Consider the following 17,026-nt stretch of genomic DNA (forward strand, 5'->3'; position numbering starts at 1 on the left):
ATGTAAATAAAAGGTAGAAAATTCATCTTAGGGGATCCTTCTTCCTTTTATTTTTTATTCTTAGTGTAACCTGTATTGTCCTGTTAATTGCTCTTCAGCCATTCGAACTAAGCGCTTTGTAATTTCTCCACCAACAGAGCCATTTGCACGCGATGATGTATCAGGTCCTAGTGTGACTCCCAATTCACGGGAAATTTCATACTTCATTTGCTCAATAGCACTTGCTTGCAGTAGAAATAAGAATTTTATTTGTATTGCAAAGCTAAAGGAGCTATAACTACTGGGGATATTAATTGGGATTAGGAAAAAGCTAAGGAAGACTTTCTCATTTTGAAAGTCTTCCTTTTTATATAAGTTTCATCTAGCTTCCAAGATAATATTCTCTTTGAACTGTTTCTCTTTACTCCTTTTTTCAAGAATGTAAATTCATTTACACAACTTCGCAACAGAACCTAAGAAACCACGGATTTTTTAGAAAAAGCTTGGCAGTTTTCACAGCTCATTTACTACTCATATAAAAATCCATTTTGTACCAGATCCTTTTTAAGTATCTTTTAAAATAATTGAAGGTTAATTTTATTTAGAAGTGCTAACTTATTAGTTGTAAATAATAAGTAATCTAATTTCTTTGTTCTAATAAAGATATGTTCTGAATGCTGAATGCATTTTCCGATATTCACCACTTTGGTAGTGTCTGTAATATTATTATTATTTTTATAAACTTTAAGTATGTCCTCTAAGGGAATACTTATCATTGCACCTTGCCATATAATAGTCATTGTTTCTTTTGATTTTATAATTTCAATTTCTTTCATATTACTATTAACTCCCCAACATATTTAAGTTTGTCTATATAATATAAAATAAATATTAAGAGCATAAACCCTCCAATTTCATTTATATTTTCACAGCCATTTTGTAAATACAAGTATTTATGATAAAAGAGGATTAATTAATTTTGTACTCATTTATTTTGAGATAGGACGCTATAGGAATACGGCAACGATTCCTTCTTTTTGGGGCCATTCAAAAAGACAGATAGGATTCAAAAAATCTATTGGATCCCATCTGTTTCTAATCTTTGTTAATATATATATAATTTCGAAAGCTCTTCTTCTAACAAGCTTGAATTATAATTAGGTGCTAGTACAATGTTTGTGTATGTTCCTATACCTGAAAGGTACTTGTATTTATGTTTGAAACCGGATGGAATAAAAACAGATGCAGGGCTTTCAATGATTTGCACGTCTCCTTCGATTTCCACTTCACATATAAGCCCTGTACCATCTATGTTATTACCCCAAAAAATAAAAGCACTATCACAATGATGTGCATGATAATCCACATGACCTTCCAAGTTTTCGTCCATATGTTGATTACAGAATATACGTTGTATTACATAAAATGAAGCACGCTCATCTGTTCTATGATCGATTTGTACCCATCGTTCCCCTGGTCCATCCCTATGATACAAAAGTTCAGATGCCCCTTTTACAAATGGTTTACTAACACGTAAATTCTTTGAAAGACGAGGGCCTTTTCGTTCTACCTGTTTTTGTTGTATCTTCCTCACTCTTCCTATCATTTCAGGTTGAATTCCTTCATATGCTAAAACATTATGATTCACAGCTTTTACGTGATAAGGTGCTGTATGTGTAAAAACATTTTTTCCAATGATAGGTCTCCAATGATCAACTTTACAACCTGTAGCCAATTGAAGAGATTGTGTTAATTCAGGAATCATTTTTAATTGAAAGTATTGATTATATTTTTGTGATAACAGAACAGATAAATTTAGTAAATCAACAATCCCAGCCCGTTCACCTATCCCACATAAAGTTGCATCAATAACACAAGCCCCAGCATCAATAGCAGCAAGAGCGTTGGCTATTGCTAGTCCTAAATCATTATGAAGATGAACTTCAATTTCACAAGGAAATGTTTCTACCGCTTTCTTGACTATATTTGCACACTCATTAGGTTCCCAAATCCCCACAGTGTCTGCCAAACTAATCCGATTTGCTCCAGCTTCGTATGCAATTTGTCCAAGGTAAGCAATATCTTCCCAGGTAGTTCTGGACGCATCTTCAATTGTAAATCTTGTTTTCATTCCTAAAGTCCTAGCTTCTTCAATCGCTTGTTTCACTTGGTTTACCACATAATCTTTTGATCGATTGGTATACTTTGTTTGCAAAGAAATTGGATTAATAGACGCCCAAATTCCTACCCAATCGGCACCAGCTCGATAAGCAGCATGAACTTCTTCTTTTTTTGCTCGAGCATGCATTAAAATATCAGCATGTTCTGCAGAGGCAGCAACCTCTTGGCAGATCTCCTCTTCTTCACGAGAAACCCCAGGATGTCCAACCTCAATTAAGGTGATTCCAAAATCCTCCAACATATGAAGTAGGTTAATTTTATCTTCTTTTGAAAAACGGACTCCACATTGTTGTTCGCCTTCGCGTAAAGTGGCATCTAATATTGTTATATTCTGGCTCATTACTCTTTTCCTTCTTTCATTTCTATAAAGTTCAATACTTGTTCAAATAGTATAGGGTGATTTTTTTCATAAACAGCCCAGTGCGTGGCATCAGGAATCACAACTTCCTTTTTGTGTTTGGCACCTGTTAATTTTGACAACATATCTCTATCGGCAAATAAATCATCTTCTCCATAAATAACCAGCACAGGAGAAGTAATCTGAGATGCATCATATAAAGGACGGTTATTCCAAATAGAATATAAATCTTCAAGAGGACCCATCGGTCGACGAATTATGCCATTATTTTTCTCGCTAATTGGATCTGAGCGAAGAAATACTTCTTTTACAGAATCCAGAGCTTCATTTGTTACATTTTTTTTCTCGCCCATCATCATATGCCAGTGATGCATTCCTTTATCAAAGTCTACAGCTTGATAAGAGGGTGCATGTGGATTGAATTCCCCTCGCTTTAACGGATTGTCAAAGGGCTCTGTCATCATTGGAAGCGTAAATCCATGCATGTATCCATATAAAACAAGTGTATTAACATCATTAGAATGTGATATTGCATAATTTCCAGCTACCACTCCCCCATATGACCAGCCAACAAGATGAATTTTTTTTACATTTCTTTTACTTTTAATCCAATTTACAACCGTTTCTAAATCTTTTGTTGCATCGTCCAAATGAATGATTGGTTTATTTTGATTAGGCGGTTCTGACATTTCTTTCGGTCTTGAAGATTGCCCAAATCCTCTAAAATCCATTGCCCACGTGTCATATCCTTTTTTAGCATACGCATCCATCCATGAGTATTTTGATACATCAAAAGCTTCTGCAGTAGGAACACTAAACGGTTCTAAAAACAAAATGATTTCGTCAGATGTATACTGTTTTTTGGTATTTATACTTTTATGAAGTAAAAATAATGTTTCGTCTTCTTGTGAGATTTTATATTCTTCTTTTGCTATTTTAGATTCTTTGCTCTTCTTTGGAACCTCTTGGTGATTAGAACAGCTAGACAGTAAAAGAATAAAGAATACTCCTATTAAACTTATATATTTCCAATTTTTCTTCATTTTTAAATTCCCTTTCATTTCATAGAAATGATGGCTATAATTCCAGCTGCAATAATTAATCCAGCTGGTAACCCCTTTGTAAACAATACGGCAATCAAAGTACCAATTAAAACGCCTAATAATATGGTAGGATTCATAGGTAGAACCCCTACCCCTTTTCCTCCTATAAACGACACCATAAAACCCGCTAAAATTGACCCCAAACCAATAGGAGAGGTAATACATTTTATTATGTTTTCAATGGTAATCTTCCCAGATGTGATAGGCACTAAAAGAAATAACATGAGAAAGAAAATTCCAATCGGAAAGGCATATTGTTGAATATAATGCAATATCGCTTTTTGCCCAATAGCAAGCAACACACCTAGTAAACTTGCTGCACTAGCTAATGCATAATCTTTAACAACCAAAGCGAGTATAAAAATAATTCCTAGCAGTATAAAAGAAACCATATATTTTCCCTCTTCTATAAAGTTGTATAATTCCAACTGCCGTTTTCAGGTTCACATACCTGTACCATATTTGGATCTGAAAGGTTAATTTGTATAATATTTGGACTGGTTATAGGTTGTAAATCTTCTCGATTTACAATAAACTTGAATGCTTCAAAGCTTGCTAGAATCCCAACAATATTTGCAACAGGAGATAGTACAGCCCATGGGCGATCTTTTTTCACATAGCTATTCGCCCACTGTTTATCTGCACCATGTTTGATAGAATACAGAGCACGTCCATCTTTTAAACTATGAATTCTATTTTGCATTTCAGGCGTCAGTTCTTGTTGATAAGACGGATATCCTAATGCAATTTCATAAGGGACAGATTCAGGAGTTAATGACATTACTCCACCTCTAAAAGGAGGAGTAACAGCAATCCAGATAGAAGGAATTCCTAAAGCTTGAGCCGTACGGTGAATAATAACTCTTGCGACCAAATTATCAGTAGCATCTATAATGATATCTGTATTTGCTAGCAGATCTTTCGCGTTATTTTCTGTAACAAACTCTTGTGTGATCTTTACTTGTAGTAAAGGATTAATGTCTTTTAAGGTTTCTAGAGCCACAAGTGCCTTTGACTTCCCTAAATTACTTATAGAGCTAAGCATTTGTCGATTAATATTACTCGCTTCAAAAACATCCTGATCAATCACATGAAGATTTCCTATCCCCATTCGTGCCAACTGGATAAGTGTAATCCCCCCTACTCCTCCAGCACCCACTACAGTAACACGAGCATTCTTTAATTTCTTCTGTTCTTCTATAGAAATTACACCAATATTTCGTGTAAAGCTCTCTTCATATATATTTTGTGTATTTAAATTTTCAGTGAACAAATTTGCTTCCCCCTTATAATGTTGCATAATCCCAACCGTTTTCTGGTGCTTCTTTTACCTGGACAGGAGTAAGACTATCTAAATCTATAACTATGCCCTTTGGTGCTCTAGCTAAAGGTTCACGACCTGTTAGCACTTGAATTGCTTCATGAAAACTAAAAAGTGATAAAAGATGAGCACGCATAGGGGTAATAATCCACCCTACTTTTCCGTCACAAAAATCTTGTGCCCAATCTTCTGGTGCTCCTTTTTCGACTGAATACCATGCTCTTTTTTTCTTGACATCAGCAATTTGTTGCCTTAGTTTAGGATCTGTTAATTTTGAACCTACAATCGACACATTCAATGCCTCCTCATAAGGAATTCCAGTTGGATAGAATGTAGAAACAAATCCTCTTGTAGGTGGACTACCTGACATCCCTACACTCGGTATACCTAATTCCCTAGCTGTTCTATGTATAATTACCCTGGAAGGCATATCATCGACAGCTTCTACCACAATATCGTGTCCTTTTATCAGTTCCATTACATTGTCTTCATCTACTTTTGCCTGTAAGAAGTTTGTTGAAATATAGGGATGTATATCTTTTACTACCTGTTCTGCAACTTTTGCTTTTGGTGTTCCCACCACACTAGAAAGGGCTAACATTTGTCTGTTTATATTAGATATTTCAAATTCATCTGGATCGACCCCTGTAATATGCCCAATCCCCATCCTAGAAAAGAGGATTGCTTCGTAACCTCCTACTCCCCCTAACCCAAAGATAATTACTCTTTTATTCCTAAGACATTCTTGTTCCGCTTTTGAATAAACACCAATATTCTTTTTTACCATTTCCCAGTAATAGGAATCCATATCCATTTCAAAACCTCCTGTATATGTAATAATTATTTTGAAAAAAACTAGCTATATAAAATAATCATTACATATAACAATAAGATTGAAATATGTTATTTTTGTGAGTTATCTGTAAAAAGAAATAAAATTTTCAAGTTATTTATCTTTTGGGTTCTAATGCTGGAGATAAAAGACTTTTAATCTCTTGAGCAAATAGTTGTAATTCATCAGATACAGAAATAGACATACAAAAACGCCATCCTTTCCTATTGCCATTGCACCGTTAGATTGTAAATAGTACCAACTTCTATTTTTTGTAACCAATTTGTTTTCATTGATCCATTTGCATTTAAGTAGTACCAATTTTTATTTTCTTTCAACCATCCAGTAGACATAGCGCCGTTATTATCAAAGTAATACGTTTTTCCATTCATAGTATTAAATTTTTTAGCCATGGGAAATTTTTCATAAAAGTAATACCATTTTCCATTGATATTTTTCCAACCTTTAACCATCGTTCCATCTTCGTTACATTGTAGATATCCTTATACATCAAGCAGATTAAGAGATTAATTGTCCCAAAAACGAAAAATATGAGTCAAATTCTCATTATAAACTGTAAAAAGATGGGGGTTTTCGTTATTAAAACTTTTTAGCAGAACCTGTTAACCTTCGAAAATCATCAATGCCACCTTTTATTTTTTGATAATTCTGATATATTGTGGACAAATTTCGACAATATATGCTATATTTTACCCAAGCATCAAATGGTTAGAATCTTTAAATTAATTTGGTAGTAACTATAATATTTGTTTGAAATTTATCTCATCTTGATGCTGTTTGTGAAGTAGCTCTATATTCAACTAGAGAGGAGGAAATGTAAAAAGGTATAAGAATGATTAACTATTATGAATATGCATTACATCAACTGTTTCGAATGATTCAGAAGGATTTTAGACAGTGGCTTCTAATTAAATTCAGTGATTAGAGTAGATTGATTGTTTTTACTTTATTACTAGTAAATGATGTTAGCGCTTTTACCGGAAAAGAAGATGTTGGAAATGATGCAATTGTTTATGTATCGTATATTCGGAAAAATTTATCATGATGATTTTTTAAAGAGGACTTATATAGAAAGGAGAGATTGATATATAAGTAATATCAATTCTGGATAAACTCAGCTAAGTTCTGTTGTAACTATCGATTAAATTCATTTCATTTAGGAGGGGTAATATGAAATTAATATCAAAGATAGTAATGACTGCGTTAATTGTATTAAGTACATTTGCATTCAACTTAGGTGGACAATTTGATAAGGATTATCTTTCTAGCTCAAAAGCATATGCGGATGTAATCAAGGCACTCCCACAAAATGCGTCAAATATAGAGTTAGAGTATGCTCCTGTGTATGACTACGACACAGACGGGTGTTATGCGACTGCAGCAATTTCTCCAGATGGCACGACTAACCCTGGTCTAAGTTTGGGCGGTTCGCTGAGCAGTAACTGTAGAGATCTTCCCCAACTGGAAAATTCAAACACTTATTCTCGGGCCATATCAAATAATGGTTGGACTGCAATTATGTATGCGAGTTACTTTGAGAAAGATCAAATGACTCCCAACGCTGCTGTGGGTGGACATCGACATGACTGGGAACACACAATAGTTTGGGTTAAAGATAGTCAGGTTCAATATGTAACTTATTCAGCACATGGTAACTGGTACACTAATCCTCGCTCAAGCGTCAGATTCGATGGAAAACACCCGAAAATTGTATACCATAAGGACGGCTGGGGGACACATGCTTTTCGCCTGGCTAATAGCAATGACGAACCGCCAGAAAACCATTATCACCAGTGGCTCCATCTACCAATGGTTGGTTGGAATGGCTATCCAAGCCTAGCTATTCGAGAAAAATTAATGACTACGAACTTTGGATCTGCAACAATTGAAATCAAAGATGGAAATTTTGAAAAATCCCTTGAGGAAGCAAAGCCACCTATTAGCTTTGACCCTTACGCACCGGAACTGGAAGATGGTGGTGCTTATCAAATAGTTTCTACTTTAAATAATAGTAGTGTCGTTGACTTAAATCAAGCAGATGGAAATGTTCTGTTGTGGCAAAATGGCAACGCTAATAATCAAAAATGGAAGCTAGTATATGATTCAAATAAAAATGCATATCAATTTAAAAGTGCCACAAATGAAAATTTAATATTAGCCTGGAATGATTCTAATGGTTCCAATAATGTAGTTGCTACATCTAATCAAAATAAGGAAGAGCAATATTGGATACCAACAGAAGCAGGAAATGGATATTATTATGTAAGGAATAAGAAGGATCCAAACAAAGTGTTAGATGTAAGTGGTTCTGGTACTGCAAATGGAACAAATGTTACAGTATATAATTTCCATGGTGGTAATAATCAAAAATTCAAATTGTCTAATGTAACAGGAAATTTAACAAGAGAGATAGATTCACTTTATCGTGCGCAGCCTGGTCAAAGCAGCAGATCAAGTGATAATTTTTCACTTGATGATCTTGCGGCAGGTACCAAAGTACGAGTTGTTTTGGAAGGAGAAGGTGCTACCTCTTTGTCATTTAGTGTTGCAAAAGATATACGTAATGGTTCAGACCGTGGGATTTGGTCAAATGTTAGAGATGGTTCTATTCTAACGATTCCTTCAGGAGATGATAGAAAGAATTTGTATATCGCAGGCCCTCCTAGTGGATATACTTCTAACGGTACATTTAAAGTGAAATTCTACGCTCTTCCAAACTAAAAAATATTATAACGTTTCTATTCCTTTTATATTAATCTAATTAGAAAAGGAGTATGCATATTTCAAAAGTTTTTTTCGGCTTGCTCGATTGGATTAACTATATTAATAGGAAATATAGTATTCTGTTGCAGAAGTTTTCTCCACTTAAAAATATAGGATAAACATAAATTCCTCGCTATAATATTAAAAAAGTAAATTACCAATCCAAAACTTTACTTTTGGGAATATCAATTGATATTCCCACCTCCTATAAAGAGAGAAGAAGTTATATCCTTCTTCTCTCTTTATTTTCAAGAATTTCATATTTGATAAAACACCCTAAATATTATAAATATCTTTCAATAGTCTTATTTTTTTCTAATGTTATGGGAAGAGTAAACCAAAATTCACTTCCTTGTTTACCATCTAAACGATTTCGCATGCCGATTTTTCCATTATGTAGTTCAATCAATGATTTTGCAATAGCTAGCCCGAGGCCCGAACCTCCTGACTGTGAACTTCTCGATTGATCTGTTCTATAGAAACGTTCAAATATACGTAATTGGTCACTTGAAGAAATACCTTTCCCCTCATCACGTATAATAAATTCTACTTGTTGAGTTTGCTTATCTTCTTCTACAATTAATACGATTTCTCCCGACACTGGGGAATATCGAATAGCATTATGTAATAGATTACTCATAACACGTACGATTTTACATGGCATAATCCAAAGTTGAGGTAGTGTATCAGAGACGTGTATTTTTAATTCAATCTGTTTTTCTGACAATAAAACCGAATGAGACTCCAGTACCTCTAATAGAACGTTGTCCACATGAGATAAACTTGGGTGAAAATCATCTTGTCCACTCTCTAACTTGGAAAGATCGAATAGGTTGTTAATTAGCCCACTTAATCGTTGAATTTCTTTTAGAATTGTGGCTAAGTACTTCTTTTTCATTGCAGGATCTTCAATTAGATTATCTTGCAAAGCCTCAATCATTAATTGCATGCTAGACATAGGTGTTCGTAAATCATGTGAAATATTCGTAACTAGCTCATTACGTGCTTTTTCTGCTTCTTCTAATTTGGTAAATCCCTCTTCTAAATTTTGAGCCATCTGCTGAAAAGCAGTTGCCAATTCTTTAAACTCTCGTGGTTCTTTTCCAATTATGTAAGTTGTCTTGAACTGCCTATCACCAAATTGTTTTGTTAATTCCATTAAGTTTTGGATAGACCTCATAATTGGGCGTGTCATTAGCCAAAAAATAATTGTTGAACCAATTGTTGCTAAAATAGCAATTCCTGTTAATAATTTTGTTTGTTCAGGTGCAAGTAACATTCTCTTATCACTATACCAAATAGCAATCAACATGATACTGGTGCTAAATAGATTCATGAGTAATAATTGATATCGTAATTTCATGTTTCATTTCCTCCATTTGGCTCAAAACGATAACCAATGCCCCAAACCGTATGAATCCAACGTGTTTGTTTTGCATGCTTCTCCAATTTTTCTCGTAAACGCCCTATTAATACAGTAACTGTATTGGTATTTCCTTCATATTCAAAATCCCAAATGAGATCCAAAAGTTGTGATCGAGAAAAAACCTGCTTTGGCTGCTTAGCCATGATACATAGCACTTCAAACTCTTTAACTGTTAACTCCACTTTATTTCCGTAAACAAATACGCATCGTGTATTTGGATAAATTTCTAAACCTAGAAATTCTATCACTTGTGATACAGGCTCTTTCTCTGGGAGTGCTATCTGATTACCTCTTCTCAATATAATTTGAACCCTTAATACTAATTCACGGGGTGAAAAAGGTTTTGTCACGTAATCATCTGCCCCCATTGTTAAGCCTAAAATTCTATCCCTTTCTTCTCCCCTAGCAGTCAACATTATAATAGGGACATTGGATTGTTGACGAATTTTCTCACATAATTCCCAACCATCCATTTTTGGTATCATCAAATCTAAAATAATTAAGTCAGGTTGATATTGATTGAATCTATTCCATCCCTCTTCTCCATTTATAGCTGTATAGACTTCATACCCTTCCCTATCTAAGTACCTCTTACATACTTCCAGGATATTTGCTTCATCCTCTATAATTAAAATTCTGTTTTTCACCCGTACAACTCCTTTGCTTTTTCACTACTAATGAAAAAGATAATTCTCTGATAAAATTGCCTCTCATAAATTTTTAAAAGTTATATACAATGATGATAACTAACAAATGTATTCAATCTGAATCATATCTCCCTTGAAATCAGCATAAAACATTATACAAGTCTGACGATTGTTTGCCCAAGACTAAAAAAACGTGATCTCCCTTTTTTAGTCTTGGGCATCACGTTTTTTTAGTTTAATGGCGAGATTACCTTATCCCTTATTACCCTTTGTTTCATACGTTCTAACAGCCATGTATAGTTGATATTAGATGGCGTTGTCTGTTCTTATCCAAAGCTTTTCTTTATTTGCAACAATTGGAGCTAGTCCTTTATCTGCAAAAGAATGGCTCTCTTTTACTGAACTCTAGTTAGATTCCATATATTATTCCCATTACCAGTACCGTATTTCATATAATTATTGTCATATTCCCGCTGTATATAGTTACCATTAGATTGTATTTTGAACAGTTTATAGAATGTTGGACTATCGGATACAGAATTAAATTTAAAAGTACTTGCATTTCGTTTTTGGTCTAAATGAATATAACCATCCTGAAGTTTTAAATAGGCATAATCTGAATAAATAGGATTTGCGAATTTAATTAATACCTCTTCATCTTTTTTGATCGGTTGTCCAGGTTTAGGTTGACCTACTCTTTCGATAACTAGATTCACTTTTTCAGAGCTAGAAAGTTCACTCTGAAGGTATTCCCATTTATTGCTAGCATGATGACTTCCCCAATATCTTTTATATGTGTCTGGATTATTATCTGCTATAGTATAAGAAGCTCCCTCTTCAACAAATTCACCTGAATTATCTACTACATAATTATCAAATTCGGCATTATATTTAACAACGGTAGAAATCTTGTTTGTAGGTAATTTATTTTGTGAATCCTGGACTTCAAATGTAACCTTATTTGACGGTAAAAATTCACCAAATGGTACATTTTCTCTAGACTCATATATGTGTCCATTCCCACTTCTAACTAATGTTACTTTTTTGGTAGAACCTTGTCTAGTTTCATAGGAAGCGGAGATTTCATTTTTTGCTCCAAATAAACCAGGTGAGATTGTTGCACGAATCTTTTTTGTAATAGGATCATAACTACTTTCTTCTAATTTTGGTGGCTGTAAGTTTTCGAAAGCCCCGTGTTTAGCGTTAGTATATAAACCCACATTCTCATTATTTTTATAATTTTCCAATGTAGTACCATAACTAGCTGCGTTGGAAGATGAAACAACTTCTATAGGATTATTTCTTGTAGACTTGCTCACAATATTATTTACTTTATTTGTATCTATATTTACATGTTTAAACACTTCGTTATATGATAAAGCTGGATACTCACCGCGAGATCCCTTTGGACTATATACTCTAAACTTAGGCTTATTTCCAATGTCTGTTTCTAATTCCTCTGTAGTTGCATTTACTCTAGATTCATATTTTCCTGAATCTCCTAAATTCATGAATTCTCCATCTTTTTCGATAGATACATCCATTGTACTTGTAGGTAACACTTCAATCGCAAGAAGCTCCCCTTGTTCAACGGCTTTTAATTCATCTAACGATAAGAAAATATTCACATCTGCTTGTCCCTCTAAACTGTCGATGACTATTTCTGTTTTATTTCGTCCACCTTTTTCAGTACTCAGGTAGTTTTCCTTATAACGATCTTGTGTTGCTTTTACAGTATTAATAATTTTATTTCCTAAACGAATATTAAAATGCGGTGATACATTTTCAGCAGATGAGGTACCTACATTTTTATATTCCAGGTGTACGCGTACTTTTGCTGCTTTCGCTGTATCCACAGTTGTTGCGGTAGACCAATCAAAATTATTTGTATAACTCTCCGTTTCAGTAGTTGTTTTTGAATATCCGTATCCCACGTTTACTGAAACACTTCCGGAAGGAACAGGACCGGCTGCTGAGCCTTCTACACCACCGGTACCAGTTAGGCCTACATTAAATGAATGTTGTGTGGCTACACTTTTTTCCCATCCTCTGCTGATCGATCCACCGTTATTATCCGTAATGGTTGCAATAGGGATTACTTCGATTCGTTTCAAACCAATTTGTAGATTGGGTATATTAGCAACTATAGGGTTAAAGTCCGTATCAGAATTACTGTTATAATTCTCAACTTCATACATGTCTGTAAAAGGATCTCCATCTGAATTTGCACTCATAGGATTTGAAATAAATTTGAGCTTTCCTTTATCCTTCTCAGGATCCCATGCTATTGCTTCATTTTTTCCGGTTTTTCGATTAAACTCAATTTTATAACCATTCTTCTCCAAATCGTTTGAGATACCATCGTTATCCCAATCATTATTTTGAACATCAATGTTTTCTGTCATCAACTTTCCTATTTTATCATTAGTATCATAAACAGGATTTTTTCCTTCTTTTGCATTTGCATCTTCTTTAAATACTTCAACTTTGCTTCCTTCCGTTGGAAGACTTGTTTCTGCTAATGCAGGCGAAGTTAGTGTTAAGGCCATTGTTAAACTCCCTACTACACTAAGCGCAGGTTTTAATTTCTTCATCTTCGTTCCCTCCAAATTGCCTTTATATAATTTGAATACCCCTTAGAAATAAAATGTTTTTAAAAGAGTATTTTTTAACTTGCCTTCATCATATCTGTTAAGTCTTACAAAACGCTAACGTAAATATAACAAAAGTCTTGCAAAGCTATAAAAAATTAAATTAGTGTTTTTTTTGCAAAATTTTTAAATACCCCAAAATAGTAAATGAAGTACATATTACCCTACTTATAAATTTTATTGCAAAACTATTAAATTTGCTTATAGGGGTCACCATACATCACTATCAAGCTAAGCTCATACAACATCAATCATAGTAGAGGTTGCTTCTTTTTTCTAAAGGCTACTGTGTAGGAAATGGTGCCCCCTATTTATCGATCAATATCAATGGTTGATTAAAGCGATGACTTCACTACTTATAGGTTTTTAATAAATTAGTATAAAAATAATAAAATATAAAAAGAATATGTTAAACAGCTCTTAATCTACTTGTAATGGATTATTTTTAATTCAGCCCTTATCGTATTATCTTATTGAATAAAACCTCTTATAAAAGAATCTGAAAGGTCGTTTTTAAGTTATAAAAACTAATTTTCAGATTCTTTGTAAATAAAAAGAAAAAGGGTCCGTTTTATGGGCCCTTTTTTCTTTTATTATTTTAACTTAATGTAATCTGTGTTGTCCTGATAATTGCTCTTCAGCCATTCGAACTAAGCGTTTTGTAATTTCTCCACCGACAGAGCCGTTTGCACGTGATGATGTATCTGGTCCAAGTGTGACTCCTAATTCACGGGCAATTTCATACTTCATTTGCTCAATAGCACTTGCTGCAGCAGAAATAAGAATTTCATTTGTATTACTTTCGTGTCTTTGAATATTCATAATTGCACCTCCACTATATTTGTATATAACATGTGCTTAATTATGATATTTATACGTAAGTAAACTATTTTCTTCTATTATTTTTAGGAAAATTCTTTTTCGTTCTCTCTTTACCATATTCCACTAACTGAATTTGAAACACATCTGAATCCTGAATTCCTAACACATTCATTTCTTCTCTAAATGAACGCCAGGACTCTACCTTTATTGATTTTTCTTAGCCATTTCTTAATGTGTAGATTCTTGAGTTCTATATAATAAAACCTTCTCACATGTTAAATAATGTGCATTTAATTATGTAAAAAATACACAATTAAACAATTTTTCATATTAAAATTTCAAACCAACATATCCGCAAATGAAGTCCCCACATTATTCTTCCGTTTCATATGTTTTTCTAAATAAATCTTTGTTGTTTGGATATTTTCATGACCAAGTGTTTGCATTAAATGATATAAATCTGCATTTCCTTGTTCAACTGCCATGATTGCAAAAGCATGACGGAATGTATGTGCCGTTACAGGATTTTCACGATACTTTAGAAAATCTAAATTTGTCTTTTTTATCATGTCTGTTACCTGATTTGATAACGTTTTTGGATTATAAAAATTCCCTCTTTGATTTACGAATAAAGGACATTCATCTCCCCGATCCAATATAGTCTGGAATCCTCTTCTCCGTCTCATTTCGCTAATACATTGGAATAAATGCTCAGGAATGAAAAGTTCACGTGCTTTATCTCCTTTTCCTGTGACTTTTAACCAATACATTCCGTCATAATGTAAGTCTTTCACTCTCGCGGTGCACAATTCTTGAATTCTTGCACCGGTACTTGCTAGAGCTAGTAAGATTGTATAGTTTACTAAATGCCCTTGTTCTTTATAAAACCTTAAAATTTTCATCACTTCATCATAAGATAAGTCCCGATTTGGCCGATCCTGTTCATTTACATTAGCGCGCTGCAGTTCTTCATGAACAGGTCTTTCAATATAAGCAAATACATGAAGATGTTTTAGAAAAGAACGTATAAGTACTGATTTTTTTGCAAGTGTTGCGACTGCGTACGTATCTCCATTTCTCCCGTTCTCTACCTGCTTCAACCAAGCATTATATTTACGAATATGCCAAGGCTTTAATGTTTTTAATAACGAATCATTTTGCTGTACCTCTTCCCCATTCAATTCGAATTCTTCTGCATGCTGCACCATGCACTGACAAAATGACAAGATTTCAGATATATAACTCTTTTTCGTATCCTCTTTTCTATTCTTCTTCTCATCCATATCTTTTTGTAAATGTACGAAATGATAAATGACTTCCAGATCACTTAAATACGTATATTTACTCTTTCCCTCTTTTTCTGCAACCTCCATCTTTTCTTCCACCTTATCTACATAACGACTATCATGCAAGAATGGAACCATATCTCTTATGTTTTCTACATATGTATCTATATTTTCACTTTTATTCTTTATTATAGGTAAGTTCTCTTTTTCATTTTGTTTATCCATAATTCGAATTCACCACTCCTATTGAAGATTATGAATATAATTCTCTTTATTATCCTTAATTATCATTTTATTTTACTTCTATACATTATACAAATGATAATTCATATTCTTTCTATAAGAATCCTAAATTCTTCTCTATTATCCTATACTTATGTTTTTTTATAATTTTTTAGTGAATAGATGTTGTTTAATAATTAACTAATTCCCTTTAAAAACTTATATACTGTTAAATTAACTATAAAACTTTATTAAACTATAAAATCTTATAAGAACTTTAATAAATTCTATTTCTTATTTTAAATGTAAGTCATATTCTGTTATGATATATACATATCTAAATTACTAGCAAACAATAGTTATGGAGGTGTCCTTGCATGACACAAGATTTATTGTTCATTACCAAACCTACTGTAACGACAAAAGAGGCAGCCGACTTATTGGGAGTAACGGTACAAACAATTTTAAAAAAAGAAAAAGATGGATTTATAGAATGTGTATATAAAGATAACTGGAAGCAATTTGGTAGTAAGATTTTCTATTTAGAGGACATTGAACGTTTAAAAAATAAAAATGAGGTTAAAGGCCTTAGCACGAAAGAAGTAGCTGAAATTCTTAATGTTGCACCATCTACTATCTTTACATACATCAAATCTGGAAAATTACCCGCGACAATGGTAGAAAAACGTGGAAAACAAGTATATCTTATCGATGAAGAAGAGCTAGAGATTTTTATGCTTGATTATGAAAAAACTAAAACAAAAGAGCGAAAAACATTCATTACTAAGATTCAACAAGAAGAGATATATTTATATCAATTATTAACACATCAACATACCGGAAAAATAGCTAGGGTAATAGAAATCAATGGAGCAGACGGCAAGATTCTTACAGAAGACGAAGAAATTTTCCCTCTATCCACTTATAAGGAACATAATTACTCCTTTGAACCTTTCCATAAACAAGCTGTAATTACCAAACGAGGGTATTTATCTTTTTCATTTAAAAAACCTCAGCTATTTAATTCCATTACTTATAATCTAATAAATTTATTTTACAAAGAGCTAGGTGTCACAAATATGCGATTGAGTATTTCATCTGATACTATTAAATTAGAAATTAAACCTTTCGTATTACAAGTTGATCCATTACAGTTTCAAGAAGAGATTAAATACTTATATTCTCATATGAAATCAGGTACTATCCTTCCACATGTAGAGGGAGTTTACTTTAAAAGTAATGTAGAGCCATTAACTTTTCATGCAGATTATGAATTCAAGCAAAAAGTAGTGCAAATGGCAGAGGATGCAGGTATGGGACAGGAAGAATTTCTATTGCTAGCTGTAAAATCTTATATAAAAAATTTAGAATAGCAATAAATTTGATATCAAATAAAAAAAGCGTAGAAATAAAA

The 17,026-nt window shown here is 33.3% G+C and carries 14 protein-coding genes and 2 pseudogenes; 2 read left to right on the top strand and 14 right to left on the bottom strand.

Annotated features, from left to right (window positions below; translation table 11 throughout):
• Nucleotides 1-60 precede the first annotated feature (60 nt).
• The 9 genes and pseudogenes from ACTFRU_RS23000 to ACTFRU_RS23040 all read right to left on the bottom strand — a co-directional run.
• Nucleotides 61-244: pseudogene (locus ACTFRU_RS23000) on the bottom strand (small, acid-soluble spore protein, alpha/beta type).
• A 310-nt stretch (nucleotides 245-554) separates the two neighbouring features.
• Entirely contained in the window at nucleotides 555-815 is a 261-nt protein-coding gene (locus ACTFRU_RS23005; protein ID WP_017658116.1) for a SunI/YnzG family protein, read from the bottom strand.
• A gap of 269 nt (nucleotides 816-1,084) precedes the next feature.
• The gene (locus ACTFRU_RS23010; protein ID WP_017658117.1) at nucleotides 1,085-2,500 is read right to left on the bottom strand and encodes a homocitrate synthase/isopropylmalate synthase family protein; all 1,416 of its coding nucleotides are present in this window, start codon (nucleotides 2,498-2,500) and stop codon (nucleotides 1,085-1,087) included.
• Nucleotides 2,500-3,561, bottom strand: coding sequence for an alpha/beta hydrolase (locus ACTFRU_RS23015; RefSeq protein ID WP_440037891.1), 1,062 nt, complete (start codon nucleotides 3,559-3,561; stop codon nucleotides 2,500-2,502). Before ACTFRU_RS23015 ends, ACTFRU_RS23010 begins: the two co-directional genes overlap by 1 nt.
• A gap of 14 nt (nucleotides 3,562-3,575) precedes the next feature.
• On the bottom strand, nucleotides 3,576-4,013 hold the full coding sequence (locus tag ACTFRU_RS23020; protein ID WP_065705829.1) for a DUF441 family protein: 438 nt from the start codon (nucleotides 4,011-4,013) through the stop codon (nucleotides 3,576-3,578).
• A 14-nt stretch (nucleotides 4,014-4,027) separates the two neighbouring features.
• The gene (locus ACTFRU_RS23025; RefSeq protein ID WP_440037892.1) at nucleotides 4,028-4,894 is read right to left on the bottom strand and encodes a HesA/MoeB/ThiF family protein; all 867 of its coding nucleotides are present in this window, start codon (nucleotides 4,892-4,894) and stop codon (nucleotides 4,028-4,030) included.
• A 13-nt stretch (nucleotides 4,895-4,907) separates the two neighbouring features.
• The gene (locus ACTFRU_RS23030; protein WP_440037893.1) at nucleotides 4,908-5,756 is read right to left on the bottom strand and encodes a HesA/MoeB/ThiF family protein; all 849 of its coding nucleotides are present in this window, start codon (nucleotides 5,754-5,756) and stop codon (nucleotides 4,908-4,910) included.
• A gap of 242 nt (nucleotides 5,757-5,998) precedes the next feature.
• Nucleotides 5,999-6,187, bottom strand: a complete 189-nt coding sequence (locus tag ACTFRU_RS23035) for a hypothetical protein (RefSeq protein WP_440037933.1) — start codon at nucleotides 6,185-6,187, stop codon at nucleotides 5,999-6,001.
• Between the two features lie 12 nt (nucleotides 6,188-6,199).
• Nucleotides 6,200-6,247 (bottom strand): annotated as a pseudogene (locus tag ACTFRU_RS23040) (hypothetical protein); the annotation flags it as partial.
• A 718-nt stretch (nucleotides 6,248-6,965) separates the two neighbouring features.
• On the opposite strand from ACTFRU_RS23040, the gene ACTFRU_RS23045 reads away from it, so the two are divergent.
• On the top strand, nucleotides 6,966-8,516 hold the full coding sequence (locus tag ACTFRU_RS23045; RefSeq protein WP_440037894.1) for an NPP1 family protein: 1,551 nt from the start codon (nucleotides 6,966-6,968) through the stop codon (nucleotides 8,514-8,516).
• A gap of 325 nt (nucleotides 8,517-8,841) precedes the next feature.
• Here ACTFRU_RS23045 and ACTFRU_RS23050 read toward each other — a convergent pair whose 3' ends face one another.
• From ACTFRU_RS23050 to ACTFRU_RS23070, 5 genes are all read right to left on the bottom strand, one after another.
• A complete protein-coding gene (locus tag ACTFRU_RS23050) occupies nucleotides 8,842-9,921 on the bottom strand; it encodes a sensor histidine kinase (protein ID WP_246963684.1) in 1,080 nt (359 codons plus the stop codon).
• Complete coding sequence (locus ACTFRU_RS23055; RefSeq protein ID WP_440037895.1) at nucleotides 9,918-10,631, bottom strand: response regulator transcription factor; 714 nt, start codon at nucleotides 10,629-10,631, stop codon at nucleotides 9,918-9,920. The genes ACTFRU_RS23050 and ACTFRU_RS23055 overlap by 4 nt, the downstream gene beginning before the upstream one ends.
• A 395-nt stretch (nucleotides 10,632-11,026) precedes the next feature.
• Nucleotides 11,027-13,225, bottom strand: coding sequence for a binary toxin-like calcium binding domain-containing protein (locus ACTFRU_RS23060; RefSeq protein ID WP_440037896.1), 2,199 nt, complete (start codon nucleotides 13,223-13,225; stop codon nucleotides 11,027-11,029).
• 660 nt (nucleotides 13,226-13,885) lie between these two features.
• Complete coding sequence (locus ACTFRU_RS23065) at nucleotides 13,886-14,104, bottom strand: alpha/beta-type small acid-soluble spore protein (protein WP_001025757.1); 219 nt, start codon at nucleotides 14,102-14,104, stop codon at nucleotides 13,886-13,888.
• A gap of 338 nt (nucleotides 14,105-14,442) precedes the next feature.
• Nucleotides 14,443-15,615, bottom strand: coding sequence for a tyrosine-type recombinase/integrase (locus ACTFRU_RS23070; RefSeq protein WP_242245307.1), 1,173 nt, complete (start codon nucleotides 15,613-15,615; stop codon nucleotides 14,443-14,445).
• Nucleotides 15,616-15,989: 374 nt separating this feature from the next.
• Here ACTFRU_RS23070 and ACTFRU_RS23075 point away from each other — a divergent pair, with 374 nt between their 5' ends.
• Nucleotides 15,990-16,985, top strand: coding sequence for a helix-turn-helix domain-containing protein (locus ACTFRU_RS23075; protein ID WP_440037897.1), 996 nt, complete (start codon nucleotides 15,990-15,992; stop codon nucleotides 16,983-16,985).
• The last annotated feature ends 41 nt before the right edge of the window (nucleotides 16,986-17,026 follow it).

The sequence above is a fragment of the Bacillus cereus group sp. MYBK220-1 genome, assembly GCF_051916445.1.
In the GTDB taxonomy this organism is placed as follows: domain Bacteria; phylum Bacillota; class Bacilli; order Bacillales; family Bacillaceae_G; genus Bacillus_A; species Bacillus_A cereus.